General features: G+C 50.8%; 24 protein-coding genes and 1 other RNA gene. 10 read left to right on the forward strand and 15 right to left on the reverse strand.

Annotation, left to right across the window (positions count from 1 at the left end):
- Positions 1-301 precede the first annotated feature (301 nt).
- The 10 genes from IFO68_RS16470 to smpB form a co-directional block, all read right to left on the reverse strand.
- A complete protein-coding gene (locus IFO68_RS16470; RefSeq protein ID WP_192016935.1) occupies positions 302-1,051 on the reverse strand; it encodes a M48 family metallopeptidase in 750 nt (249 codons plus the stop codon).
- A 14-nt stretch (positions 1,052-1,065) separates the two neighbouring features.
- Entirely contained in the window at positions 1,066-4,368 is a 3,303-nt protein-coding gene (locus tag IFO68_RS16475; RefSeq protein ID WP_192016936.1) for a type I restriction endonuclease subunit R, read from the reverse strand.
- 43 nt (positions 4,369-4,411) lie between these two features.
- Entirely contained in the window at positions 4,412-4,894 is a 483-nt protein-coding gene (locus tag IFO68_RS16480; RefSeq protein ID WP_192016937.1) for a hypothetical protein, read from the reverse strand.
- Positions 4,891-6,186: an AAA family ATPase gene (locus tag IFO68_RS16485; protein ID WP_192016938.1), complete on the reverse strand. Its 1,296-nt coding sequence runs from the start codon at positions 6,184-6,186 to the stop codon at positions 4,891-4,893. Before IFO68_RS16485 ends, IFO68_RS16480 begins: the two co-directional genes overlap by 4 nt.
- Entirely contained in the window at positions 6,186-7,436 is a 1,251-nt protein-coding gene (locus IFO68_RS16490) for a restriction endonuclease subunit S (protein WP_192016939.1), read from the reverse strand. The genes IFO68_RS16485 and IFO68_RS16490 overlap by 1 nt, the downstream gene beginning before the upstream one ends.
- On the reverse strand, positions 7,426-8,970 hold the full coding sequence (locus IFO68_RS16495; RefSeq protein WP_225445295.1) for a type I restriction-modification system subunit M: 1,545 nt from the start codon (positions 8,968-8,970) through the stop codon (positions 7,426-7,428). Before IFO68_RS16495 ends, IFO68_RS16490 begins: the two co-directional genes overlap by 11 nt.
- The gene (dinD, locus tag IFO68_RS16500) at positions 8,970-9,812 is read right to left on the reverse strand and encodes a DNA damage-inducible protein D (protein WP_192016940.1); all 843 of its coding nucleotides are present in this window, start codon (positions 9,810-9,812) and stop codon (positions 8,970-8,972) included. The genes IFO68_RS16495 and dinD overlap by 1 nt, the downstream gene beginning before the upstream one ends.
- The gene (locus tag IFO68_RS16505) at positions 9,805-10,401 is read right to left on the reverse strand and encodes a restriction endonuclease subunit S (RefSeq protein WP_192016941.1); all 597 of its coding nucleotides are present in this window, start codon (positions 10,399-10,401) and stop codon (positions 9,805-9,807) included. Before IFO68_RS16505 ends, dinD begins: the two co-directional genes overlap by 8 nt.
- Before the next feature lie 508 nt (positions 10,402-10,909).
- Positions 10,910-11,277: a transfer-messenger RNA gene (gene ssrA / locus IFO68_RS16510) on the reverse strand.
- 44 nt (positions 11,278-11,321) lie between these two features.
- Positions 11,322-11,804, reverse strand: a complete 483-nt coding sequence (smpB, locus tag IFO68_RS16515; protein ID WP_192016942.1) for an SsrA-binding protein SmpB — start codon at positions 11,802-11,804, stop codon at positions 11,322-11,324.
- A 142-nt stretch (positions 11,805-11,946) separates the two neighbouring features.
- Here smpB and IFO68_RS16520 point away from each other — a divergent pair, with 142 nt between their 5' ends.
- Positions 11,947-12,381, forward strand: a complete 435-nt coding sequence (locus tag IFO68_RS16520; RefSeq protein WP_192016943.1) for an SRPBCC family protein — start codon at positions 11,947-11,949, stop codon at positions 12,379-12,381.
- Entirely contained in the window at positions 12,371-12,742 is a 372-nt protein-coding gene (locus IFO68_RS16525; RefSeq protein ID WP_192016944.1) for an RnfH family protein, read from the forward strand. The genes IFO68_RS16520 and IFO68_RS16525 overlap by 11 nt, the downstream gene beginning before the upstream one ends.
- A 155-nt stretch (positions 12,743-12,897) precedes the next feature.
- Here the strand turns inward: IFO68_RS16525 and bamE are convergent, their stop codons facing one another.
- From bamE to nadK, 3 genes are all read right to left on the reverse strand, one after another.
- Positions 12,898-13,254: an outer membrane protein assembly factor BamE gene (gene bamE, locus IFO68_RS16530; RefSeq protein WP_161455316.1), complete on the reverse strand. Its 357-nt coding sequence runs from the start codon at positions 13,252-13,254 to the stop codon at positions 12,898-12,900.
- A gap of 175 nt (positions 13,255-13,429) precedes the next feature.
- A complete protein-coding gene (recN, locus tag IFO68_RS16535) occupies positions 13,430-15,097 on the reverse strand; it encodes a DNA repair protein RecN (protein ID WP_161443790.1) in 1,668 nt (555 codons plus the stop codon).
- A gap of 173 nt (positions 15,098-15,270) precedes the next feature.
- Positions 15,271-16,149: an NAD(+) kinase gene (gene nadK, locus IFO68_RS16540; RefSeq protein ID WP_046218905.1), complete on the reverse strand. Its 879-nt coding sequence runs from the start codon at positions 16,147-16,149 to the stop codon at positions 15,271-15,273.
- A 206-nt stretch (positions 16,150-16,355) separates the two neighbouring features.
- Between nadK and grpE the strand changes: the two genes are divergently transcribed.
- The 3 genes from grpE (at position 16,356) to dnaJ (ending at position 20,341) form a co-directional block, all read left to right on the forward strand.
- A complete protein-coding gene (gene grpE / locus IFO68_RS16545) occupies positions 16,356-16,979 on the forward strand; it encodes a nucleotide exchange factor GrpE (RefSeq protein ID WP_192016945.1) in 624 nt (207 codons plus the stop codon).
- A 216-nt stretch (positions 16,980-17,195) separates the two neighbouring features.
- Complete coding sequence (gene dnaK / locus IFO68_RS16550) at positions 17,196-19,109, forward strand: molecular chaperone DnaK (RefSeq protein ID WP_192016946.1); 1,914 nt, start codon at positions 17,196-17,198, stop codon at positions 19,107-19,109.
- 86 nt (positions 19,110-19,195) lie between these two features.
- On the forward strand, positions 19,196-20,341 hold the full coding sequence (dnaJ, locus tag IFO68_RS16555; protein ID WP_192016947.1) for a molecular chaperone DnaJ: 1,146 nt from the start codon (positions 19,196-19,198) through the stop codon (positions 20,339-20,341).
- 79 nt (positions 20,342-20,420) lie between these two features.
- Here the strand turns inward: dnaJ and IFO68_RS22015 are convergent, their stop codons facing one another.
- The gene (locus IFO68_RS22015) at positions 20,421-20,801 is read right to left on the reverse strand and encodes a type IV pilin protein (protein ID WP_192016948.1); all 381 of its coding nucleotides are present in this window, start codon (positions 20,799-20,801) and stop codon (positions 20,421-20,423) included.
- A gap of 106 nt (positions 20,802-20,907) precedes the next feature.
- On the opposite strand from IFO68_RS22015, the gene IFO68_RS16565 reads away from it, so the two are divergent.
- The 5 genes from IFO68_RS16565 (at position 20,908) to mepA (ending at position 24,414) form a co-directional block, all read left to right on the forward strand.
- Complete coding sequence (locus IFO68_RS16565; RefSeq protein ID WP_192016949.1) at positions 20,908-21,498, forward strand: GspH/FimT family pseudopilin; 591 nt, start codon at positions 20,908-20,910, stop codon at positions 21,496-21,498.
- The gene (locus IFO68_RS16570) at positions 21,485-22,075 is read left to right on the forward strand and encodes a prepilin-type N-terminal cleavage/methylation domain-containing protein (RefSeq protein ID WP_192016950.1); all 591 of its coding nucleotides are present in this window, start codon (positions 21,485-21,487) and stop codon (positions 22,073-22,075) included. Before IFO68_RS16565 ends, IFO68_RS16570 begins: the two co-directional genes overlap by 14 nt.
- Positions 22,075-22,620: a hypothetical protein gene (locus IFO68_RS16575; protein ID WP_192016951.1), complete on the forward strand. Its 546-nt coding sequence runs from the start codon at positions 22,075-22,077 to the stop codon at positions 22,618-22,620. The genes IFO68_RS16570 and IFO68_RS16575 overlap by 1 nt, the downstream gene beginning before the upstream one ends.
- Complete coding sequence (locus tag IFO68_RS16580; protein ID WP_192016952.1) at positions 22,613-23,041, forward strand: prepilin-type N-terminal cleavage/methylation domain-containing protein; 429 nt, start codon at positions 22,613-22,615, stop codon at positions 23,039-23,041. The genes IFO68_RS16575 and IFO68_RS16580 overlap by 8 nt, the downstream gene beginning before the upstream one ends.
- Positions 23,042-23,511: 470 nt before the next feature.
- Positions 23,512-24,414, forward strand: coding sequence for a penicillin-insensitive murein endopeptidase (gene mepA, locus IFO68_RS16585; RefSeq protein WP_375713944.1), 903 nt, complete (start codon positions 23,512-23,514; stop codon positions 24,412-24,414).
- A gap of 5 nt (positions 24,415-24,419) precedes the next feature.
- On the opposite strand, the gene IFO68_RS16590 is transcribed toward mepA, so the two are convergent.
- The gene (locus tag IFO68_RS16590; RefSeq protein WP_192016953.1) at positions 24,420-24,674 is read right to left on the reverse strand and encodes a YfhL family 4Fe-4S dicluster ferredoxin; all 255 of its coding nucleotides are present in this window, start codon (positions 24,672-24,674) and stop codon (positions 24,420-24,422) included.
- Between the last annotated feature and the right edge of the window lie 349 nt (positions 24,675-25,023).

The raw sequence follows: 25,023 nt of genomic DNA on the forward strand, positions 1-25,023 counted from the left end.
CGCCAATAGAAACATTAGAGGATGGGAAATCAATCTGGGCAGAGAAGAATCTAGCTCAGATATAATCTGACAGGCACCGAGTTGAAAAGTGGGTAACTGTCAGATCAGGTCTGAATTAGTACACGTTATTATGGCAGTTGCGAATGCTTCTATGCTTGTCGCTTCATATAGCCAAACCAATAACGAAGAAACAGCACCTGTTAAAATTACAGATGCAACACCGAGCCATCTTCCAATAGTGTCTCTGCTGTACCCAAATATTGCATAGTCGTGCATTTGCTTGCTCCTATGAATTCATTAATCAATTTGTGATTACGGAAGCCATCCCATCCAATCGTTCTTTAGTCTTTTCCCAATTTGGCATGACTTGGCCCATTAGCCGGTAGAACCGCTCGCTGTGGTTATGCTCCGCAATGTGGCAAAGCTCATGCAGGATCACATAGTCAATACACTCACGAGGCGCTTTAACCAGGTGAGGGTTCAGGGTGATTCGGCCATTGGGTGAACAGCTGCCCCATTGCGTTTGCATGGTCAGTATGCGAAGCGGTGGCCGTTCTTCTACCCAAAGGGCTTGCTCCAGCATGGCATCGAGGCGCTTGGCGAAGGTTTCCTTAGCCCGCGCTTTGTACCAGTCTGTTAGTAGCTCTTTAACCTTGTCAGCGGACTTTGTTCTTACCGAAACTTCCAACTTGCCACGAAGTAGTTTCACGCCTTGAACCTGCTCAGGCGCTTCAATCACTTTCAGTAGGTACTGTTTCCCCAGGTAGTAATGGCTCTCACCGCTTATGTATTGCCGAAGTGTGGTGAATTCAAGCTGTTTACGGAAATCCCGAAGCTGCTCGTATATCCAACGTCCACGCTTTTTCACAGCAGATAACACGGCTTCGCTCTCAGCCCCCTCAGGAGCCGATGCGATTACCCGACAATCGGGATGAACTTTGATTAATACCTTGCCTGTGGCTTGCGGGCGCTTAACTCGCTCAAAAGTAATCTGCTCGTCACCGTAGCGGAAACTCATGGTCTGACTTTGAGGTTTAATCGGTACATTCATCTGGTTATACCCGTTCAAGCACCGTTTAATCCGACCCGAGTGATCTGAACAATCATCTCAACAATCTTCTTGGCCTGATCCATACCGCCACCAATGGCTTTGCACTTCTGGAACATTCGGGGCAGTAGCTTTTTACGAATGTCAGCTTCGATGTTCTGTGGGTTGATGGAGTTTTCCGCGACAGAGGTTTCTACAGCCTGGTCAATTTCAAAGGCAACTTTGACCCACTTATCCTGAACTTGCTGGTCCAACACAGCCAAAGCTTCAGGCAGAACTTTCTTGAAGACGCCAAAGTAAGCCTGGGCATGGCGATTACCGGCAAAAGCATCAGGTATGTCGTTCAGGCGTCTGTCTTGAACTTGCTCTTCGAATTCACGGAATAGCATGTACTGTTTCAGTGGGTGCTCGAATAGCTTTTCCGCATCTTCAATGGCCTGGCGCAGGAGCTTGGAGAACGCTTCCTGAGCATAAGGGTCATCCCGTAGCTCTTGTTCAATCATGCGTGTCACACGGGTTTTGATGATGTCGGTTTCGTTGCGGGTTTTATCTTCGCTCCAATCTTCCGGCTGTTGCTTTTGACCCATCTTACCCACTTCATACACGCCACCGGGTTCTTTAACCTCGACACCCACCACATGCTTATCCAGCAGCTTTTTCACTTGTTCGGCATATTCGTCGTAGTCAATCCTCTCACCGGCATCTTGCTGCACCAGTTGGCGCAGGCTGGAGAATTGCTTCACCGTTTCTTTGTAGTGACGACGATCCTGGTCACTAAAGCTCTTGTCTTCAAAGAAGGTGGCGGATTGCAGCGCTACCTTCAAGCAGCTGGCGAAGGCCGTCAGGGCTTCGTAGAAGTCTTCACGCACCTTTAGATGCACGTCAACCAGCTCTCCGCTCTCTCCCGGCGCTAAAGGCTTTTGCTCTTCAATCTTTGGAACCAGCACCTGGCGCAATTGTTCAATGTCGTTCTTGTTTTTGACGCCATCGAATATGGCCCATAGCTGCTTATAGAGCTGTGGTAGGCGCTTATACTCGGTACTCATTTGGTTGTATAGGCCTGCAATATCATTGATGTCGTAACCGCCCTGAGTGCAGGAGGCCAGATCCTGATATTTTTGGATGGTGGTATCCAGTTCCGCCAGAATGCCGCGATAGTCGATGAGCAGACCAAATTTCTTTTTCGGGTGCAGGCGGTTTACCCGTGCAATCGCCTGGATCAGGTTGTGCTCTTTCAGGGGTTTGTCGATATACAGCACAGCGTTTTTCGGTTCATCAAAGCCGGTGAGCAGCTTATCAACCACGATGAGTATCTTCAGTGAATCATCTTTGTCGAAGCGCTCGATAAGGTGTTTGGTGTAAGCCTGTTCATCCTGGCTGCCCACGTTGTCTTTCCACCACTGGGTCACTTCCGGTGTGGTGGCCTCATCCACAGCAGTGTTACCTTCACGGCTATCGGGTGGGCTCATCACAACGGCCGATTCAAACAAGCCTGCTTCGTCGAGATACTTTTTGTACTTGATGGCAGATGCTTTGCTGTCGCAGGCTAACTGGCCTTTCAAACCTTCGTCGATGTTCTTTACGAAATGGTTGGCAATATCTAGGGCAATCAAACGAATGCGATCATCCGCACCGTATACCTGGCCTTTCTTGGCAAACTTGCGCTTTAGGTCAGCCTTTTGCTCGTCTGAAAGCCCTTCGGTAATACGCTCAAACCAACTGTCGATGGCGCGTTCATTCATATCCAAGTCGGGAATGCGCTCTTCGTACAACAGCGGCGTCACCGTTTGGTCTTCCACAGCACGCTGCATGGTGTAAGCATGCACAATGGGGCCAAACTTATTGGTGGTTTTGTCGTCTTTTAATAGAGGTGTACCAGTGAAGGCGACAAAGGCGGCATTAGGCAGCGCCTGCTTCATACGGATATGGTTTTCACCACCCTGGCTGCGGTGGCCTTCATCAATCAGCACAATGATGTCAGAGCTGTTGTTCACACACTCCGGCATTTTGGTAGCGGTATTAAACTTCTGGATGAGCGAGAAGATAATCCGCTCAGTGCCTTTGCCAATCTGTTCGGCCAAGCGTTTGCCTGAGGTGGCCATCGCTGCTTCTTTGTCTTTCTTCCCGGCTAGCTCGCCGCCAGAGGCGAAGGTTTTGCTCAGCTGGGTTTCCAGGTCTACCCTGTCAGTCACCACCACAATACGGCATTGCTTCAGACTTTCGTGCAGGATCAGCGCCTTACTTAAAAACACCATAGTGAATGACTTACCAGAACCCGTGGTGTGCCAAATCACACCTCCTTCACGCCCCCCGGTGACGCTACGGGTATTGATGCGTTTAATCAGCCGCTTGATACCAAATACCTGCTGATAACGGGCGACGATCTTGCCTGCCTTTTTATCGAACAAGGTGAAGTAACGGGTCATCTCCAGCAACCGGGCAGGGCTTAACAAGCTAATCAGTAATTGATCTTGCCCAGTAACAGCCAGCTCCCCCGCAGCGGTAAGACTTTGGTACCAATCCAGGTCTTTTGCAGGGCGATGGTTGAACAAGTTCGTCAGCTGTTCATCTTTGAGCGTTTTGTTTTTGACGGCGTACATCTCGGCATCGGTGATGTCTTCTTCACGCCAGGCAGCCCAGAACTTAGCGGGTGTGCCACAGGTACCATAGCGGCCTTCGTTGCCGTTTATGGATAACAACATTTGGCTATAGGCGAACAGTAACGGGATTTCGTCATGGCGCTGGTTACGCAGGCTTTGCGAAATGCCTTCGTCAATGGTGGGGCCTTTTTTTGCATTGCCATCCGGGCGCTTGGCCTCTATCACCACTAGAGGAATACCATTCACGAAGCAGACAATGTCGGGTCTACGGCTTTCCACTCTACCAGAGCGAGTAACAGTAAACTCTTCAGTAAATACAAAGCTGTTATTGGTTGGGTTTTGCCAATCAATCAGTGCAACCGTCGGGCTAGCCTTTTTGCCATCCACAAACTCAGTGACCGAAATGCCATACAGCAGGTGGTTGTACAGGCGCTCATTGGCCGTTAACAGGCCTTCATTAAGCGCGGGGCTGCACACCTCGGCAATCAGGTTGTCGATAGCCTTTCCAGACAGCGGGTAGCTCTTACCGGCAAAGGTGAAAGTGCGCTTTTGCAGTTCACCACGCAGCACCTGGCGTAACACCACCTCATCGGCCTTGCCACCACGAGCGGCTAACGCGAGTTCAGGAGAGAGGAACGACCACCCGAGGTTGGTCAATAACGTCAGAGCCGGTAACTTGGCACTGTATTCTTCCTGAAATTTGGGTGTGTATTGTGTCATTCGTTATCTCTCTTCAACCCCTGGTACCCGAGGTGCAGCCTAATTAGCGTTGTTGGTGGTAGCTGCTTAAATCACTGTCTAAAGACCAAACAAAGACCTCTCGCGTTGAGAATCGACGAACGCATTTATTGAATTCTTCAATAATGCTTAAATCGCCAAAGCTAGTACCTTCACCGGTTTTTTGTGGAGACTTGTTTGCTCCTGCTTGATCTGGAAATTTATCTATCCAAGTTAACATCTCAGCGGAATTTGGAAATTCACTTGGTTGATAGGGGGCATCACCACTAAAAGCACCTTTTACAGCTTCGCAAAAACGCTGAGCAGTTTTACGTCTTGTTCCACCGTCACCGTTCTGGGCAATGTGATTACCAGTCTCAATAATTGTGGCCATGGGTAAAATGAAGGTCGCACCAAGTTCTGCATACTCTGCGAAAGATGCAGTAACTGTATCCTTATCCTGATTTTTGCCGGGAACGTTTAGTAGATTCAGGAAAACTGACGTATCTATGATGCAAATCGAACTCATTCATCATCTCCCTGCATTTGGCTCAACCAATCCATGGCATTTTGTTTCTTCTGCTGAGGCGTCATCGGAGACTTCACAAAACGATCTACAACGCCGTTAGTGACTAATTCACCTAGCGGACCTTGAGAAACTAAACCAGGGTAATCGTTTAGATCGGAAAGCCTGATAAGCTGGCTGTCACCAGTGGTTTTGCTGCGGTAGCAAAACACCACATCTCCAAGTGATGAATCTGGCAGGGCATCCATTAGGGCTGGATTGTGTGTTGATAGAAGTAAACGAACATTTCTCGCATCAGCTTGCTGCCTCATGGTTGCTAGCAGCTGTTTTGCCCTTGAAGGATGCACACCATTATCAACTTCTTCAATCACTACCGTTGATCCTTCAGGCGCGGAGAGCAAGGCTGCAGCAATAGCCAAAACTCTTAGGGTGCCGTCGGATAGAAGCTCTACTGACCACTTTCTGTCTTTATTGCCAAAGCTTTCTACCAACTCCAACGAAACCTGGCCCCGGCGATCTTCAAAAAAGTTGATATCCTTAACGTCCTGCTCAGGAAGGCTTTTAATGAAGTCGATAATGACGGGCTTCAGTGCTTCGTCTTTCCACAAGGTGAAAAGCACGCCTGAAAGATTCGCACAATCACCACGTAAGCGTTTTTCAGGGTAGCTGTCACCACGCATTAGTGAAGGCACAGGGTCAAGAAATAGGGTATTTGATAGTAGGTTTTGAAACTTTTCGGTAGTTTTTGGAATTTCTTGCTGCGCTTTCTTATGGCCAGCCTCAAACATAGCTGAAGACGCAAGTTGATTCAGAATAGCAATTTGGTCTGTGCTGCTTACCTGGGGTTTTTTCCCACCTCGTGCGAAGTTGTTATAAGCAACTCTTACATCAGTGCCTAAGCCAGATGATTTTTGTTCAATTTTATATAAAGGGAAATTTTCTTTTGGCGAGGTGATGGTTTCTTGCGAAATATGTAACTCATCGTCACGTAACGACACTTCAACCTCAAAGTGATTCCAGTTGTCGTCATCCGTTGTGCAACCCAAAGAAAACGCGGTTGCGCTCAAATGCCCTAAGTCCCTCACTTGGCCACGAAGGATCTGCTCAGAATCATCAACTCTGTGTTTCAATACAGATAATTTCTGGCCTTGTGCCAGCCAAGCTAAAAAGCGGAAAGCTTCCAGCGCATTACTTTTACCAGAAGCATTTGCCCCAATCATCAGCGTCAGCGGTGATAAGTGTAAAACCTGATCTTGATAGCTCTTGAAGTTTTGAATGTGTATCTGGGTTAGCATTATGCAACCTCCTTATCATCAACTTTTACTCTTCGTTTACCCGTCAACAGCTGCTGCATTAGGGCTTTTTTCTCTTGCTTTAACGCTTCCAGCTTTTGTTGAAGAGCAGAGATTTCCTGATCGGCGGTGGATAGCACAACAGCGATTCTTTGCTGCTCTTCTAGCGGTGGAAGTGGCACATGTATCAAGCTGAACTCTTTCCAACGTAGACTTCCTCGACGATCAACAGATGCATTAGTGGCTGCACCAAATATTTGCCGATAGTGATCAGTCTTTAAAACTGCATAAAGATAGGTGTTTTCTACCTTTTTCGGCTTTGCTCTAAAAATGACATAAATAGGGCTGACAATGCCAGTATCGTAGAGGTTCTGTAGCCCAATAGAGCCCTCTTCAATGTGGTTAGATGGAAAGCCAAAGCAACCACGGTGAATTAGCCTATAGCCAGAGGTATCATCACTGTAAACTTTCTTTTTGAAGTACTTGAGCGAGTCAACAAAGCCATCGTACTTGGAGCATGAGAGGACCGGGTAGTCAGCAGATTCTGTATTTTTCTCAGTCACCTGAGTGCAAACATCCTTTATCGCTGGATATTCCCAATCTTTAGGAATAATACCGTATCGAGTTTTCTTAAAATCGTAACTATTATCAGGCATACCTAAGCGTTTTTTACCGGTGAGTAGTTGCTGCATTAGGGCTTTTTTCTGCTGCTGGCTGTTGGCAAGCAGTTGTTCGGTAGTTGCGATGGCCTTATCCCAGGTGGAAAGGATTTGGGCGATTTTCTTTTGTTCGGGAAGTGGAGGGATATTAACCGGGTACTCCTGAAGCGAATGAGTATCCAGACGTCCAGTACCATGCCCTGCCGTACTCACAAGCTGGAGAATTTTGTGTTTCTCCGCTACCAACAAAAAGGATAAAAAGAGCCCATCCACATTTTTGGCGGGGACTAAGGCCTTCACGTCTTGATTAAAAGCCACTTCTCTTGTTGCGTAGCCAACAGGGAAATCTTTTAAAAGAGTCATACCTCTTACTAGTACTAGAGTTGCCCCTTTCGGCGCTTTTTTTGCTGCTTGAAATCCGGCTTCGGTTAAAGCGTCGATACTTGTTTCTAGGTAATGAGTTTTAAGGTCTTTTCCTGAAATCCACGGTTCAGTGCCACCCCAATAATCTGCATTTTGTTTACTGGGTGTACCGCCAGATGAAAATTTAGCAACATCGCCGATTTGCGATGGAGTCCATCCCTTAGGCACCATATCCCAACTCCTCCAGATACTTGACCATCTCGGTTTCCAGTTCGGTCAGTTGTACTTTGAGTTGTTCACGCTCAGCACGTACGGCCACTAGGTCGATTTCTTCCTCTTCTTCAAAGGTATCGACATAGCGTGGGATGTTCAGGTTGTAGTCGTTATCGACGATCTCTTTCAGGCTAGCAAGATAAGCGTATTTATCGACGTTTTCTCCCAATTTGTAGGTAGCAACGATCTTGGCAATATTCTCTTCACTAAGTTGGTTCTGATTTTTACCGGATTTAAACTCGCGTGATGCATCGATAAACAGGACGTTGTCATCTACTTTTTCTTTTTTGAAGATCAGAATTGCAGCGGGAATGCCTGTACCATAAAACAACTTCTCAGGTAGGCCAATCACCGCATCCAATAGGTTTTCATCAATCAGTTTTTGGCGGATTTTGCCTTCACTGGAGCCACGAAATAATACACCGTGAGGCACAACTACCCCCATGCGACCTGTCTTGGGTTTTAGCGTTTCAATCATATGTAGAATAAACGCATAGTCGCCTTTGGTTTTCGGCGGTACGCCACGGCGAAAGCGGCTGAACTTGTCGTGTTCGGCTTCGTCATGGCCCCATTTATCCAAGCTAAATGGCGGGTTGGCGGTCACGATGTCAAACAGCATAAGGTCGCCATTTTTATCCAGCAACTTGGGGTTGCGTATTGTGTCGCCCCATTCAATTTTGTGGTTGTCTTCGCTGTGCAGGAACATGTTCATTTTGGCCAGCGACCAGGTGGAGCCAATGGCTTCTTGTCCGTACAGGGCGTAGTTTTTACTATCGTGGTTTTTGCGAACTTTGCTGCCACACTTCATTAATAATGAGGCTGAACCACAAGCAGGGTCACAGATGCTGTCGCCCGGCTGCGGGCCTAACAACTCGGCGATCAGGTCACTGACTTCTGGCGGGGTATAAAACTCACCAGCTTTCTGGCCACCACTGGCCGCGAAGTTTTTGATCAGGTATTCGTAGGCGTTACCGATCACATCCAGCGTGCCGACACGGCTGGGCTTAAGGTTCAGTTCTGGCTTGGCAAAGTCTTCCAGCAGGTGACGCAGAATGGTGTTCTTTTGCTTTTCTTCACCCAGTTTGTCGGTGTTAAAGCTGATGTCTTGGAACACACTCTTGCCAGCGTCTTTGAGTTTGGTGCCGTTGGCTTCTTCAATGGCGTGCAATGCCTGGTCGATACGCTCACCATTACCGGGTTCGTGACGGCGTTCGTACAGGGAGTAGAAGCTGGCCGCTTTGGGCAGTACAAAGCGCTCGTTTTTCATCATCTCTTCGATAAGTTCTGGCTCGTCACCGTATTCGGCCTTGTAACCATCGTAGTGATCCTGCCATACGTCTGAGATGTACTTGAGGAACAGCATGGTCAGGATGAAGTCTTTATAGGTGTCGGCGCTGATGGTGCCGCGAAAGGTATCGCAGGCGTTCCAGAGGGCTTTGTTGATGTTGTCTTGGTTGATCTTGTCGTTAGTGCTCATGACTGTGTCGCTCATTATTTCGTGTCCTGATCATTACTGTCGCTCAGTTTCTTTGCTGCCGACTCTAGTTGTTTGATGCTTGTTTCTGGCGTAGGCAGGTTTTCCGGCATAGTACCGCCTAGCTCAGCAATGGTTTGGCGAACCTTCTGGCCGACTTCATAGTGGGTTTGGTTTGCCTGCTGTTTGTTCTGGACGTTATCGCGGCGGAGCTTTTCTTCTGCTTGGGTAGCACGGAATAGATTCGCGGCCAGTTCGGTAGAGCCCATATGGTCGAGAATCTTCTGGCTTTTCTTTAGTCCTTTTCGAGCGTGGATGGCTTTTTGGTCTAATCCACCATATAAGCCTTTGTAACCGTGGTTTTGGAATATTGCGAAATCGAGATTTGTCTCAACGCCAGCCTGTTGGGCCGCTTCGACGAGTTGTTTGTTATGTTCTTTAAGCTCATTACGCAGAAAAATCCGTTTCTGCTCTTCTTTAAGTTGTTGGAATGCCAGGTCGTCGGCCAGCTCTTGTCGGCGGGTCTGCACGGCAAAGTAGGTTTGGCCAGCAGCAATCACAGGTTTTGTTGGGTCACCATTTTGGACAACGAGATAGCAGGCATAGCGAGACAATTTAACATCTGGGACTTCTCGCTGTGCTCCTGAACCAATGGTGACCATTGCGAGGATGTCCTCGAAATGGTCTTCTATAGCGTGTTCGCTATTTAGACAAGCTTCTTTTGCTTTTGTGATGACAGGTTGAAAGTGCCGGTATTCGGAGTAGCCTAATAGTTTATAAATTGACCTGGCTGACCAGAACTCCACACTATTGTTATCAATTTGTTTAATTTGTTCGAATAGTTGATGCTGGTCATTCATGTGCTACCTCCTTGTTTTCGAATAGATCTTTAGCAATGGTATTCATCATACGTTCACCATTGCTGACTAATTTTTGTATTAATCTTTGTTCTTCGCGTAGGGTGTTGGCCACAGCAATAATTGCGCGCTGCTTCGCCAGGGGTGGGATAACCACGGGGGTATCTTCCAATACACTGCGACGAATGCTCTTTGTTAACGTGCCTTCGGCATTCTGCTCAAAATAACGCTGAGCTGGTGCCTGATTCAGTAACCACACGATAAACTCAGGTAGAATGTCTTTCTTTTTCAGGCTGATCACAAAAAAGTGCGGCGCAGCAACGGCCAGCTTGCCGGTGGCTGCTAGTGCCTGATTCACCTGTACGGCATAGTTATGACTACCACGAGCGGCCACTAAAATATCACCTATTGAGAGGTAGTTGGGTTCACGTTTGCCGGTTAGTTCTGTTTCCAAACAATCTGACCAGCGAATTCCTTCGGTTTGCGAAACATCTTTCATCTGAACTGCGACCACAGCAGAGCCTGTCACTTCAGGAATTTTTCCTCGAAATGGATAACCTGCATTGACAGCTGCTATTGCGCTTAGCTTCATAACTTATTCTTATTTCATTGCTGATGATGCAAAATAATCTGTTGTTCTCTGTTAAATGTCAATCTAAAGCGTCATAGGCGATGATGCAAAAAAAGTATTTGAGTGTATAGGGTGAGATTCAATGTGGAGGTCTTGCCGGTTTTCTCAGGCGAGACTGACGATCAAGGGATAAGAGTTATTGAATACCGAAAAGACCTCTTGGTGAATAATTTCCCTCTCATTTGTCCGAACGAACGCCAGTTTGATGCACTGAAATACCGTCAGATTCTAGTTCTGCACCGGGTGCGTCAGTCCACTTCTTGGAGGTCTTCAACATTCCCGCATAGAGCAGCTTCGGTAAGCTGGTTTCGTTGGCGAAGCCACACCTGATTTTGGTCAGCTTGCGGAATAGCCTTCCCTTTAGGCGAGACAGATCAAAACGGGAGGTGTTGATGACAAAAACAAAAAGCCCGCCAGGTCAGGACCTTAGCGGGCTTTGTGATATCCGAAGATGTCTTCGTATACGATTTGGTGGAGCTGGCGGGAGTTGAACCCGCGTCCAAAATCAGTCTAACCAATGGCGCTACATGCTTAGTTTGTCTTTAATCTCGCCAAAGCACTGCGAACAAACACGCTATGCTGAGACACACCTGAATTAAATTTAACGCTTCCGCTCCCAGGTCAAAGCTTCCACGCGATCTCGTTTGGGTTTGACTGCCCTGAATCCCCGTCCTACGAGCTAAGGCTAGGGAGGGCAGGCTCTGAGCAGGTTATTAAGCTGCTAGTGCGTAGTTTTCGTCGTTTGCGACTATTTTTTTGCGGCTTTTTAAAGAGGCAAACCGCACCTCTGCATGCTCCACGGGCCTTCTTGATCCTGTCGAATCCTGAATCAGCCCCAGTGAGGTGTTCAATACTAGCAGAAAATTCTGCCAGGTCAATGACTACCGCGAACTGTGCTTCATGATTCGCGCTTTATCGCGCTGCCAGTCGCGGTCTTTGGCGTCTGAACGTTTATCATGAAGCTTTTTACCTCTCGCGGTCCCTAACTTAAGTTTAACCCATGAACCCTTCCAGTACATGGAAAGTGCCACAATAGTTTCACCGTCGCGGTTCACTGCCCCGGTTAAGCGGTCCAGTTCGCGGCGGTTCAGCAGCAGCTTACGCACACGGGTCGGCTCAGCCACCACGTGGGTCGAGGCCGCATTCAGCGGCGTGAAGGTGGCGCCGGAAAGAAACGCCTCGCCGTTACGGATAAACACGTAGCTTTCGGAAATGTTGGCTTTACCCGCACGCAGGGACTTCACTTCCCAACCCTGGAGCGAAATGCCGGCTTCATATTCATCATGAATTGAAAATTCATGGCGGGCAGACTTATTCAGCGCAATGGTGTTGCTGCCCGGCTTGTTTGGTTTTTTCTTTGCCATAGCTTCTTATTATACGGATTCAAGTTGTTAGGGGAACGTTTTTCCCAGAGGCAATAGGCCATGGAGACACACTATCACTGAATCTTTGGCAGATCGCCGACTAATGGTATCATTACCAGCGATATTGGGTTAAGGAGAAACTATGCCTCAAATCAGTCGCTCTGCACTGGTCCCGTTCAGTGCCAAGCAAATGTTTGACCTGGTGAACGATGTTGAGTCTTATCCGGCATTTTTGCCGGGATGCTCTGGCACCAAAATTCTGGAAAGCTCTACTGAACATATGATGGCGGCAGTAGACGTTTCCAAGGCTGGGATCAAAAAAACCTTTGTGACTCGTAATCAGTTAGAAGGCATTCATAAGATCAGCATGCAACTGGTGGAAGGGCCGTTCCGTAAACTGGTGGGTGGCTGGCACTTTACCGAGCTGGATACCGATGCCTGTAAAGTGGAGCTGAAGCTGGATTTTGAATTCACCAATGCGCTGGTGGAAGCGGTGTTTGGCAAGGTGTTTCATGAGCTGACCAGCAATATGGTGAATGCCTTTACCCAGAGGGCCAGGGAAGTTTATGAGCTCTGAGCAGAATAATCTGATCCATGTTGAGGTGGTGTACGCGCTGCCTAATACTCAGCGGGTGATCAAGCTGGCGATTACCCCGGATACGCCCGTACAGGAGATCATTGAACGCTCCGGGGTGCTGGAAATGTATCCTGAGATCGACCTGAAAAAGAACAAGGTCGGGGTGTTCAGCCGTACGGTGAAGCTGGATGCCCGAGTGCATGAAGGGGATCGGATAGAGATTTATCGCCCCTTGCTGGCCGATCCGAAAGAGATCCGCCGCAAGCGCGCCGAGCAGGCCAAGCAGGAAGCCCTGGCAGCCAAGAAAGCCAAAGGCGACGCTGTACCGGAATCCGATGCGCCAGACGCAACAGACGAGTAGGACAGCAGAGCTGAGCCCTGATGCGGCCTCTTAAAAGCGCTTCATGTGCCGCCACAGTTCAATTTACTGTCGGATTTACAGCCGGATAAGAAAAAGAAAAGCTCGCCTTGGCGAGCTTTTTTGTGTTCTGGCGCTGAATCTGCAGGTTTCACCGCTTAATTTAACGGGTCGTTGAAGTTCGGCCCTGGCTGATAATCCCCTGTCATGCGGGTCAGCAAGCGGTTTTGATCAAAGGTCAAAATCAGATCTTTTTGTTCCGGCTCATCGTGGCCCGGTTTGTGATAGAACACATAATACCAGGTGTTCGGGTATTCAGGCTCTACCAGCATCGGCGAGCCAAGCACATAACGCACCTGTTCCTGATTCATGCCGTATCTGAGGTTATCGATATCTTTTTCATCAAGATAGTTGCCCTGATTGATATCAATACGGTAGACCAAGCGTTCAACCAAAGAGCAGCCGCCCAGCAGGCTGACGCTCAACGCTAACGCGGCAAAAGTTTTCCAGTTCATAGCATCCCGGCAAAATAATCAGTTCTGCTTGTGATGATAAGCAAGTTAGTGGCAGAAGTAAAAGCACTAGGTGGGTAACTCCCGCATAATGCAAAGATTAAGCGGGAGTTCAGACGCTGGAATACTCAGAAAGTTGCATCAGTGTTGCGATTAACCGCCAACTTTCTGCGCCGGATCATGCTGCTACCAGCAATTCCTTGGCATTGGCCAGTGTGCGCTCTGTGATCTCACTGCCGCCCAGCAGGCGGGCCAGCTCGCTGATCCGTGAGCTTTCATCCAGCGCTTTCATCTGGGTTTCGGTCTGGCCTTTGGCGGTCTTTTTAGCAACGAACATCTGCTGATGCCCGCAACCGGCAACCTGTGGCAAGTGGGTCACGCAGATCACCTGCGTCGATGTGCCCAATGTGCGCAGCATACGCCCCACAATCGCAGCCGTCGGGCCACTGATACCGACATCCACTTCATCGAAAATCAGGCTGGGCGTTTCCACTTTCTGGGCTGTGATCACCTGGATGGCCAGAGAGATACGTGACAGCTCACCGCCCGAGGCGACTTTGCCCAGTGGTTGCAGCGGCTGGCCCGGGTTGGTGGAGACCATGAAGGTAATAGTGTCAAAACCCAGCGGGGTCAGCATACGTTCCGGATCGCTGTGGATATCAATCTGGAAAATCGCTTTCTCCATGCTCAGCTCATGCATGCTGTGCGAGATTTTTTTGTTGAGCTCCTTGGCGTAACGCTGGCGGCTTTTGCTCAGTTTTTCCGCGCTGTCGAGAAAGCTCAGGCGCTTGGCTTCCACCGCATCGGCCAGGGCATCGAGTTTTTCGTCGCTGCCGTCCAGGTTTTCAAGCTCCAGCAGCAAATCCTGATGTTTCTGCCACAGTTCCGCAGGCATCACGTAGTGTTTACGGGCCAGCGACATGATTTTCGCCAGACGCTCTTCCAGATAGACCAGACGCTGCGGGTCCATATCCAGATCGTCCATATAGCCGCGCAGCTCCTGGCTGGCTTCCTGTACCTGAATAATGGCTTCTTCCAGCATGGGAGCCAGGGTGCTGAGCTTGCTGTCCATTTCGCCCAGCTCAAGCACTTGCTGACTGGCCTGCTGTAGTAGCTGCAGTGCATTGACCTCATCTCCTTCGTACAGCAAGGCGAGGGCATGCTGGCTGGTGAGCGCGAGATCGCCGGAATTGGACAGGCGCTTGTGCTCTTCTTCGATCTCAGCAAATTCGTCTTCACCCAGTGCCAGATCATTGAGCTCTTTGACCTGATACTGGATCAGCTGTTTTTGCGCTTCGTTATCAGCGCGGCTCTGGCTCAGACGATTCAGCTCATTTTTGGCATGGCGCCAGGCCTGATAATCACTGCTGACTTTTTCCATCAGAGCATGGTGACCGGCATAGTTGTCCAGCATTTCCTGCTGATGTTCCGGGCGCATCAGTAATTGGTGTGCATGCTGACCATGGATGTTGATCAGCAGCTGGCCCAGCGCTTTTTGCTGGGAGGCGGGCACCGGGCTGCCATTGATGAAGCCACGGGAGCGGCCTTCTTTGGTCACCACACGGCGAAGGATACACTCGTCGCCTTCAATCAGCTCGTTGTCTTCCAGCCAGCGGCGGGCCGCCTGATTGTTGCGCAGCGAGAAGGTTGCGTGAATTTCTGCTTTGTCTTCACCGGGACGGACCATGCTGGCTTCAGCACGGTCGCCCAGGCATAAGCCAAGGGCATCAATAGCTATAGATTTACCTGCACCGGTTTCACCTGTGATGGTTGTCATCCCAGATTTCATTTCAAACTCGAGATTTTTGACAATTGCAAAATTAGAGATCGTCATGTGTGCCAGCATCTGTGTTCACCTGTCTAAATCAACACCTGTTTATTTGCACAGTATATACTGTATCTACATACAGTAAAGTGGCGGTGAACGGATTTATGGTGAAAATTGTGATTAAGGTTAAGTTTCTGCTGACATTAAAAAAGCCAGCACAAGGCTGGCTTAACAAAGACGTAGGTTTGATTTCAGAACAGCTTGCTCGACCAGCCTAACTTGCCGCGCAGTATGTTGTAGTAGCTGTAGCTTTTCGGGTGGATCAGCTGCAGGTGATCCGGACTCTGATAGATGTGAATTTCATCGCCCGGGCTTACGGGCAGCGACACCTGTCCGTCGCAGCTCACTTCCAGTGTCCGTCCGTCGTCAGGGACAATCAGCTTGATCCTGCGGTTGCCGTCCACCACCAGCGGGCGGCATGACAGGGTATGGGGAAACATAGGCACCAGGGTGATGGCATTCAGGCTCGGCGAGAGGATCGGGCCGCCGCCGGACAGCGAATAGGCCGTGGAGCCGGTTGGGGTGGCGATGATCAGGCCGTCGGAGCGCTGCGAAAACGCAAAGCTTTCATCGATATAGACCTCGAACTCAATCATATGGGCGATCTTGTCCGGGTGCAGTACGGCTTCATTGAGCGCTGTATTGCGGCTTTTTATCTGGCCATGACGGTGAACTTCGGCTTCCAGCAGGAAACGCTGTTCGGTGACGAACTCGCCGTCCAGCACCTTTTCCAGCTCTTGCTCGAAGTTGTCCGGATCTAAATCAGTCAGGAAGCCCAGATTACCGCGGTTAACGCCGATCACCGAGATATCAAAGCGCGAGAGTACCCGTGCGGCGCCTAACATGTTACCGTCCCCCCCGACGACAATGGCCAGGCTGGCGCGGTCACCTATGGTGAGCAAATCGCACAGCGCTTCAGCGGGCACATCCAGATCATGGGCTAGACGATGATCAACCAGTACCTGGTAGCCTTTGGCGGTCAGCCAGTTGTACAGGCTGGTGTGGGTGTGAAGCGCGTCAGGATTTCTCGGCTTGCCAACCAGGGCGATGATTTCAAAAGGGCGCGTCATGTCCTTGATCCAACGGGTAAGAATGGGGCCAGTATAGCCTTAGCAATAAGGAAATGTCGCCCTTTGTCGTCGATATCGGGTTGAATCGTTGAACTTCATCCCCATAATATGCCCATCACGTTTTAATAGTGGCCGGCAAGTTGCGCCTTACGTAACCTATCGGCCATGCATATCACCCTTTTTGAGCTTAGCGGAGTAGCGAAAGCATGAGCAAGAAAGACGAAGTGTTGAACGAAGAAGAACTGCAGCAGGCGCAGGCGGAAGCAGCAGGCGCTGAAGCGGCCGCAGACAACGCGGAAGAGCTAACGCTGGACGAGTTGGCACTGTCCCGTATTGAAGAACTGGAAGCCGCGCTGGCTGTCAGTGAAGCCAAAGTGAAAGAGCAGCAGGATTCAGTACTGCGTGCCCGCGCTGATATTGAGAATATGCGCCGTCGTACCGAGCAGGAAATCGACAAAGCCCGTAAGTTTGCGCTGGAAAAATTTGCCGGTGAACTGCTGCCTGTGATCGACAACATGGAGCGTGCGCTGGAACTGGCTGATAAAACCGACGAGACATTAAAGCCAATGCTGGAAGGCGTTGAGCTGACCCTGAAAACCATGACGGACACGGTAGAGAAATTCGGTCTGAAAGCCATCAACCCTATGGGTGAAGCGTTCAATCCGGAATTCCACCAGGCGATGTCGATGCAGGAAAGCGCAGAGCATGCGCCTAACACCGTAATGATGGTGCTGCAGAAAGGGTATGAGCTGAACGGCCGTGTGGTTCGTCCGGCTATGGTGATGGTCGCTAAGGCTGCACCTGGCAGCAATGTCGACACTCAGGCCTGATGTGCCTGACGGGCAGGCCGAGTGATGAAAGCCCACTCTGGTGGGTTTTTATTTTTTACATTTTTTTTCGACCTGCCCCTTGAAAAGGTCTCTGATGGCCTTATTTAGTAGTCATACGATAGCGTAATTGAATTAATTGAGGGCCTTGGCCCCCATGCTCGATTCTGCATTACGCAGAACGAAGCCAGTAAACCAACGAATTTCGGAGAAAGCCAAATGGGTAAAATCATTGGTATTGACTTGGGTACAACCAACTCATGTGTAGCTGTACTGGATGGTGATAAGCCACGCGTTATTGAGAACGCAGAGGGTGATCGCACTACGCCTTCTATCATCGCTTATACACAGGATGGCGAAACACTGGTCGGTCAGCCTGCGAAACGTCAGGCGGTGACAAACCCAGAAAATACCCTGTATGCAATCAAGCGTCTGATTGGTCGCCGCTTCGAAGACGAAGAAGTACAGCGCGACATCGAAATCATGCCTTTCAAAATTGTGAAAGCAGACAACGGTGACGCTTGGGTGGAAGCGAAAGGTCAGAAAATGGCCGCGCCTCAGGTTTCAGCAGAAGTGCTGAAGAAAATGAAGAAAACCGCTGAAGACTACCTGGGCGAGAAAGTCACAGGCGCAGTGATTACTGTTCCTGCCTACTTCAACGATGCTCAGCGTCAGGCTACCAAAGATGCCGGCCGCATCGCGGGTCTGGAAGTGAAGCGTATCATCAACGAACCGACTGCTGCTGCTCTGGCTTATGGCCTGGACAAGCAAGGCGGTGACCGCACTATCGCGGTATACGACCTGGGTGGTGGTACCTTCGATATCTCTATCATCGAGATTGATGAAGTTGAAGGCGAGAAGACGTTTGAAGTACTGGCAACCAACGGTGACACACACCTGGGTGGCGAAGACTTTGATAACCGTCTGATCAACTATCTGGTTGACGAATTCAAGAAAGATCAGGCCATCGATCTGCGTAAAGATCCACTGGCGATGCAGCGTCTGAAAGAAGCGGCAGAAAAAGCGAAAATTGAGCTGTCTTCTGCTCAGCAGACTGACGTGAACCTGCCGTACATCACTGCAGATGCGACAGGTCCTAAGCACATGAACATCAAAGTGACCCGTGCCAAGCTGGAGTCACTGGTTGAAGATCTGGTACAGCGTTCTCTGGAGCCAATGAAAGTGGCACTGGCTGACGCCGACCTGTCTGTAGGCGAAATCACTGACGTTATCCTGGTGGGTGGTCAGACGCGTATGCCTATGGTTCAGGCTAAAGTGGCTGAGTTCTTCGGCAAAGAAGCACGTAAAGATGTCAACCCTGACGAAGCCGTTGCCGTAGGTGCTGCGGTTCAGGGTGGTGTACTGGCCGGTGAAGTTAAAGACGTTCTGCTGCTGGACGTGACCCCGCTGTCTCTGGGTATCGAAACCATGGGCGGTGTGATGACCAAGCTGATCGAGAAGAACACCACGATTCCGACCAAAGCGGAGCAAGTGTTCTCGACAGCAGAAGACAACCAGAACGCGGTAACTATCCATGTTCTGCAGGGTGAGCGTAAGCAGGCGAACTTTAACAAGTCCCTGGGTCAGTTCAACCTGGAAGGTATTCAGGCAGCACCTCGCGGTATGCCTCAGATTGAAGTTATCTTTGACCTGGATGCTGACGGTATCCTGCACGTGTCTGCAAAAGACAAGAGCACAGGTAAAGAGCAGAAGATCACTATCCAGGCATCTGGCGGTCTGAGCGACGACGAAATCGAGAAAATGGTACAGGAAGCAGAAGCTAACAAAGAAGCGGACAAGAAGTTCGAAGAGTTAGTCTCTGCCCGTAACCAGGCTGACCAGCTGGTACACGGTACCCGTAAGCAAATCGAAGAAGCGGGCGACGCACTGCCTGCGGATGAGAAAGAGAAGATCGAAGCCGCGGTTTCTGAACTGGAAGAAGCACGTAAAGGCGAAGATAAAGAAGCGATTGATGCCAAAGTACAGGCGCTGATCGCGGCTTCTCAGAAGCTGATGGAAATTGCCCAGCAGCAAGCTCAGGCCCAGCAAGCGGACAGCGGTGAGCAGACTCAGTCGAAAGACGACGATGTTGTAGACGCCGAGTTCGAAGAAGTAAAAGACGATAAAAAATAAGAGTGTGATCTCATAATCTTATTTGGGCACGGGCGTTTGGGGTTACTCTTACGCCCGTAGCTGTATAAGCAGGTGACAGTTTAATTATGTCAAAACGTGATTTTTACGAAGTGTTAGGCGTAGGCCGTGACGCCAATGAGCGTGACATCAAAAAGGCTTATAAACGTCTGGCGATGAAGTACCACCCGGACCGTAATCCGGGCGATGAAACAGCGGCGGACAAGTTCAAAGAAGTGAAAACCGCCTATGAAATTCTGACCGATCCTCAGAAGAAAGCGGCCTACGACCAGTATGGCCATGCAGCCTTTGAACAAGGCGGTATGGGCGGTGGCGGCGGCTTCGGCGGCGGTGCAGATTTCAGCGACATCTTTGGTGATGTGTTCGGCGATATCTTTGGTGGCGGTGGCCGTCGTGGTGGTGGTCAGCATCGTGCTCAGCGCGGCGCCGATTTACGCTACAACATGGAGCTGACGCTGGAGGAAGCGGTACGCGGCTGCAGCAAGGAAATTCGCGTTCCAACCCTGGTAAACTGTGATACCTGCGAAGGTTCAGGGGCGAAGAAAGGTTCCTCGCCAACGACCTGCGGAACGTGTCACGGTGCTGGCCAGGTGCAGATGCGTCAGGGCTTCTTCGCGGTACAGCAAACCTGTCCTCACTGTCATGGCCGCGGCAAGATCATTTCTGATCCTTGCGGTAAGTGTCATGGTCAGGGCCGGGTTCAGGAAACCAAAACCTTGTCGGTGAAGATTCCTGCCGGTGTGGATACGGGCGATCGTATTCGCCTGACCGGTGAAGGTGAAGCCGGAGAATTCGGCGCACCAGCCGGGGATCTCTACGTACAGGTGCATGTGCAGCAGCACGCGATTTTCGAGCGCGATGGCAACAACCTGTACTGCGAAGTGCCGGTCAGCTTTACCATGGCGGCACTGGGCGGCGAAGTGGAAGTACCGACACTCGACGGTCGTGTCAGCCTGAAAGTACCGACGGAAACGCAGACCGGACGCATGTTCCGTATGCGCGGTAAAGGCGTGAAGTCTGTCCGTGGCGGTGCAGTTGGCGATCTGATCTGTAAGCTGGTGGTTGAAACACCGGTGAACCTGAGCACTCGCCAGAAAGAACTGTTGCAGGAGTTTGAGAACACGCTGGCGGGCTCTGATGCCAAAAAGCACAAGCCACGTTCGGAAGGTTTCTTCGACGGCGTGAAAAAGTTCTTTGATGATCTGACCGGTTAACCTCTGAGTCATATACCTTAAAGGCCAGCATTATGCTGGCCTTTGTCGTTTCTGCCGCTGCCAGCTTGTGCCAGCCGCTTTACCAGCACTCAGACGGGACAGTGGTGCCATTGTGTAACAGCGCAATAGAGCCGCATTCCTGCGCCCCATCTTTGCTTTCGGCCCACAGCCGGTATGTGCCACTCTCCAGTGCAATCCGGTAGGAATAGAAGGGGTTGTCATAACGGCAGGCAGGACAGAGCGCGGCGGACAACTGCGCCGGATATGCCTGACCCTGAGAGCGCTGCTGTTCAATGGCGAGCTGCAACATAATGAGATCGGCCTGGGCCTGACGCAGATAGGCTTTTTGCTGGTGTGCCTGATAGGCCGGCAGGGCTGACATCGCCAGTATGCCAGCCAGGGTAACGACAATCAGCAGTTCGATCAGCGTCACTCCTTGCTGGTTTCTTGATTTCCTCATCTTTTTTTCCTTTCGATTCATGTCACTAAGTCGGTGCTTTGCAGCTGCGTCTTGCCGTTGTTTTGCCATCCTATTGCGCGGTGAAAAAGGTTCGGGAGCAGGTCAGGTGAGAAGTTGGGAGTCAGCGACAGAAAACATGCCACTCAGGCAAATGCGGTTACATTGTGTTGCGAGCGTCAGAGGGATGACGCTGATTGAAGCCATAGTGGTGTTATCTGTCATCATGTTGATAGCTACCGTGGCCACGCCTTCATTTTCCGACGTCTTTGCCACTCAGCGCCTGCACCGTTTGGTCAGTGAGCTGGAATGGTTGCTGGTCCTGGCCAAATCGGAAGCTGTGATGCGCGGCGAAGATGTATCGATTGGTTTAGAGACCGTCCCGCACCATACCGTTCTGCACCATACTATGACGACGTCGCAGCCCGGGTCTGACGACTGGATAATCCTTGCCAGGCTGGCAGATGGCGAGCCTGTGCTAAAACCGCTGTCCGCCACTGATTTTCCGCACCTGACACTGTCGCGGAGCTTTGCCAGTGATGTTCTGACAGTGGACAGCCTGACAGGACGCCCTCACGCCGCAGGCAGCTTTTTTGTCGGCCGGGACGGCAAGTCGCAGGTCAGGATCACTTTCAGCAATGTCACCGGCAGAATCTATGTCTGCAGCCTGAGCGCGGAGGCCGGTTATGCCCAGTGCTGAAAATCTTAGCAGGCAGGGCGGGTTCAGCCTGATAGAGCTGACGGTTGCGACAGCATTGAGCCTGATGGTGCTGTCATTACTGGTGCACTTGCTGATGGCCGGAAAACAGGCGGCACTGAGCCGTTCGTTGCAGCTGATCCTGGCTCAGGATGTGCAGGATGCGTGGCGCATGCTCTCGGGGGATGTGCGTCGGGCCGGTTTTCAGACCGCAGAGTCCGGGACACCGCTTTTACTGCCGGGGGCGGTTCTCACGGTACATGTTACGGCCGGACACTGCCTGGTGATGAGTTACGAGCTGGAAGGTCGTACTGTGGTGAAGGCCTACTACCGGCAAGACGGTGAATTAAGAGTGCGTTCGTCGCACGACACTTTTTCTACCCCGGAGCAGGCATGTCAGGGCGGGCAGGCACTGCTGGATTCGCGCTGGATGACAGTGACCGGCTGGCAGGTTCAGTCTGACACTTCTCCGGCGGCAGGTATTCAGGGTCAGCTACTGTCTGTCCGTCTTTCTGTCTCATCGCTGGATAGCTCCGCGCAGCTTGATGAAACGATGGCACTGAGGGTCAGGAATCCGTGATGAAATTTCAGCGAGCCGCTGTCAGGACTCAGCAAGGCATGAGCACTTTACTGATCAGCAGCCTGATGCTGTCCGTGGCCATGGTCTTTGTGATGACCAGCTACAGCACCAGCTTTTATCAGGTTAAACGCGCTCAGAATACCGTATTTTCACGTCAGGCATTCTGGCTGGCAGAAGGCGCTCTGGCTTGCGGGCTTGGCCTGATAGCTGAGCATTTTCAGCGCCAGCCGGTCAGTACCGATCCTCTGGCATTTTCTGACAGCGGGTCTGCGGTTTGCCTGTCAGCACAAGGCGACGGACATATAGCGGTGCGGATCGCACTTTTGGCAAACGGAAGCTATCGGGTGAGCGCCGAAGCCAGAGTGGATGGCAGGGCTAGGGTGAGGCTTCAGCAGATTGCTGTGGTGAGGGTGTGCAACTCAGGTGCTGAGCCGTTATCGGCCAGCGAAGAGCCAGAGTGCGTGGCTCTGGGCTCCTTGCCGCAAGCGCAAGAGCTGCTGGTTTATCAGATTCGCTGGCTGCGCGGGTCCTGGCGTGATGTCTGATGCCATAAAGCCGGTAGCGGACAAACAGCGGGGGTTCAGTTTGGTGGAAGTACTGGTGTCGCTGCTGCTGGTCAGTGTCGGTCTGGCCGGGCTGATGAAGCTGCACGCTTATCTCAACCTACAGGCAGATAATGCTCTGGTCATGCTTACTGCGGTGAATCTGGCGGAATCGCACTTAGAACATCTGCACCTTGAGAGCCTGCACTTAGCAAGTCTGCGCGCTGATCCGCAGCCGGGACAGCATACGCACACAGAGCAGCATGCTTTGCATAGTGTCACTATCCTTTTGGAGGCTGAGGTTGGTCATGACACTCAGCCCGGTGGCATCTCAACGGTGACAGTACAGGCAAGCTGGCAAGATCGCTGGCACCGGGAACATCAGGTGACTCTGGAGACCAGAATGCTGCTTGCCCTGCATTAAGTTTCAGCGGTAATTTTCTGCTGTGACTGAGTCTTGTCTGTCAGTGCGGACGGGCAGAATTTGCCGGTACGCGGTTAAGGTTATAGAAGGGTAGAATACGCAGGAATGAGCTTTGGGGTTATAATGCTCTAAAAGCTGTACAAGCTGAACATTCATTAAATATCAAGGCGTTATATTTATTTGGCTTGCCATGATCCTTTCGTGTGAAATGCTGTACAAGACAGAGCTGACAGCTAACTGAAAAGCTGTACATGGTAGTTTGTTACATCTGACACTGAAGCGGCCACAGCACGCCAGTCTCAATATTGAACAGCAAATAAAGTCAGTCTCATGGTGTATGCTTATGTGACTATGATCGCAAATTTATTACAAGGTGGCGTCCGGTGCTGAGCGTAAATAGTCAACTTGCCCTCTGGCAGTGTTTTGGTGGTGTACGGCATGCTTGTCTGGCGGCTGACAGGCGAGCGGCTTTGCTTGCCTGCCTGCTGTGCTTTGGTGGCGGACTGGGCCTGAGCACAGAGGCGGCTGCGACGCCCTGGGAGCAGTTTCGTGCCCCGACTGCAGGCAGTCCGCAGTCGATCGGCAGTTACAGCAATGGCTGTCTGGCCGGTGCGAAAGTCCTGCCCGAACAGGGAGAAGGCTATCAGAGGGTCAGATCGGAGCGCGGGCGCTTTTACGGTCATGAGAGCATGATTACTTTTTTGGAGCAATTGTCGGCGAAGGCGAAAAAATTGCAGTTGGGTAATTTGCTGGTCAGTGATATCGCCATGCCGCGCGGCGGTCGGTTTCGCTCAGGGCATGCCAGTCATCAGACCGGACTTGATGCCGATATCTGGCTGACGACATTAGAGCAACCGGCCTCTCAGCAGGCACTGCCTGAGCTGCAACCTTTACCTATGGTTGATCTCAAGGCATACCGCATTATCAAAGACAATTGGTCGGCCAGCCAGGCGAACCTGATCCAGCTGGCAGCGTCAGATGCTAACGTGGCGCGCATATTCGTCCACCCTGTTATAAAAGAACAGCTGTGTGACGCGCAATGGACAGATCGCAGCTGGCTGCGCAAGGTAAGACCCTGGTGGGGACATTACTACCATTTTCATGTCCGTCTGCATTGCCCGCAGGGAAGTCAGCAATGCAAGGAACAGTTACCGCCGCCTCCGGGCGATGGCTGCGGGGCAGAGTTGCTTTCCTGGCAACCCAAACCTGCAGCGGAAAAGAAAACGGCCAGCGCCAAGCCGGTTAAGAAACGGCCTGTGCTGAAACCGCTTCCGCCTGCGGGTTGCATGGCGATGCTGAATGCCCCTGCTCAGGATGCGGACAGAGACAAATACGCCAAAGAGCAGCGCGCACTCAGGGAGCAGTCTCAGTAGCGCAGTTACGCCATTCCCTGCAACACCACAAACTTCTCAAGCAATTGCTCCTCGGTCTCGACATGTGCGGGATCGAGGATAATGCAGTTATTGATCGGGCAGACTGACTGGCAGGTCGGTTTGTCGTAATGGCCTTGGCATTCAGTGCAGCGGTCAGGATCAATCTCATAGATCTCTGCCCCCATGCTGATGGCATCGTTCGGACATTCGGGATCGCACATGTCGCAGTTGATGCATTTGTCTGTAATCAATAAAGCCATAATTTTTTACGTCCGAGGAGGTTCTTGTCACAGGGTAAAGCGGGTGTGCGATCCTTTGCCGGTTAACTGCGCTTTGTGATGTTTCCCCAAAAAATGAAAGGAGTTAAAGCGGCAAAAAGTGTAGCACAGAAGTCAGGAACGCCCAATAAATTGGGGGAAACGGGTTTGTTATCGCCAAGAACGGGCTAATTTAGTGATTTAACGTTGTTTCTTCCTCAGCCGCAAATCAATAGTGTTCTGGCAATGTTGGTTTTTTATGCCATGGCTGACAAAGCGGCATCCGACATTATTGTTGAAATTGAGTGCATTATATCAATGGCCATTGTGAACAGTGGCTCCTGGATTGTGC

It is taken from the genome of Photobacterium arenosum (assembly GCF_014841115.1).
Lineage (GTDB): Bacteria > Pseudomonadota > Gammaproteobacteria > Enterobacterales > Vibrionaceae > Photobacterium > Photobacterium arenosum.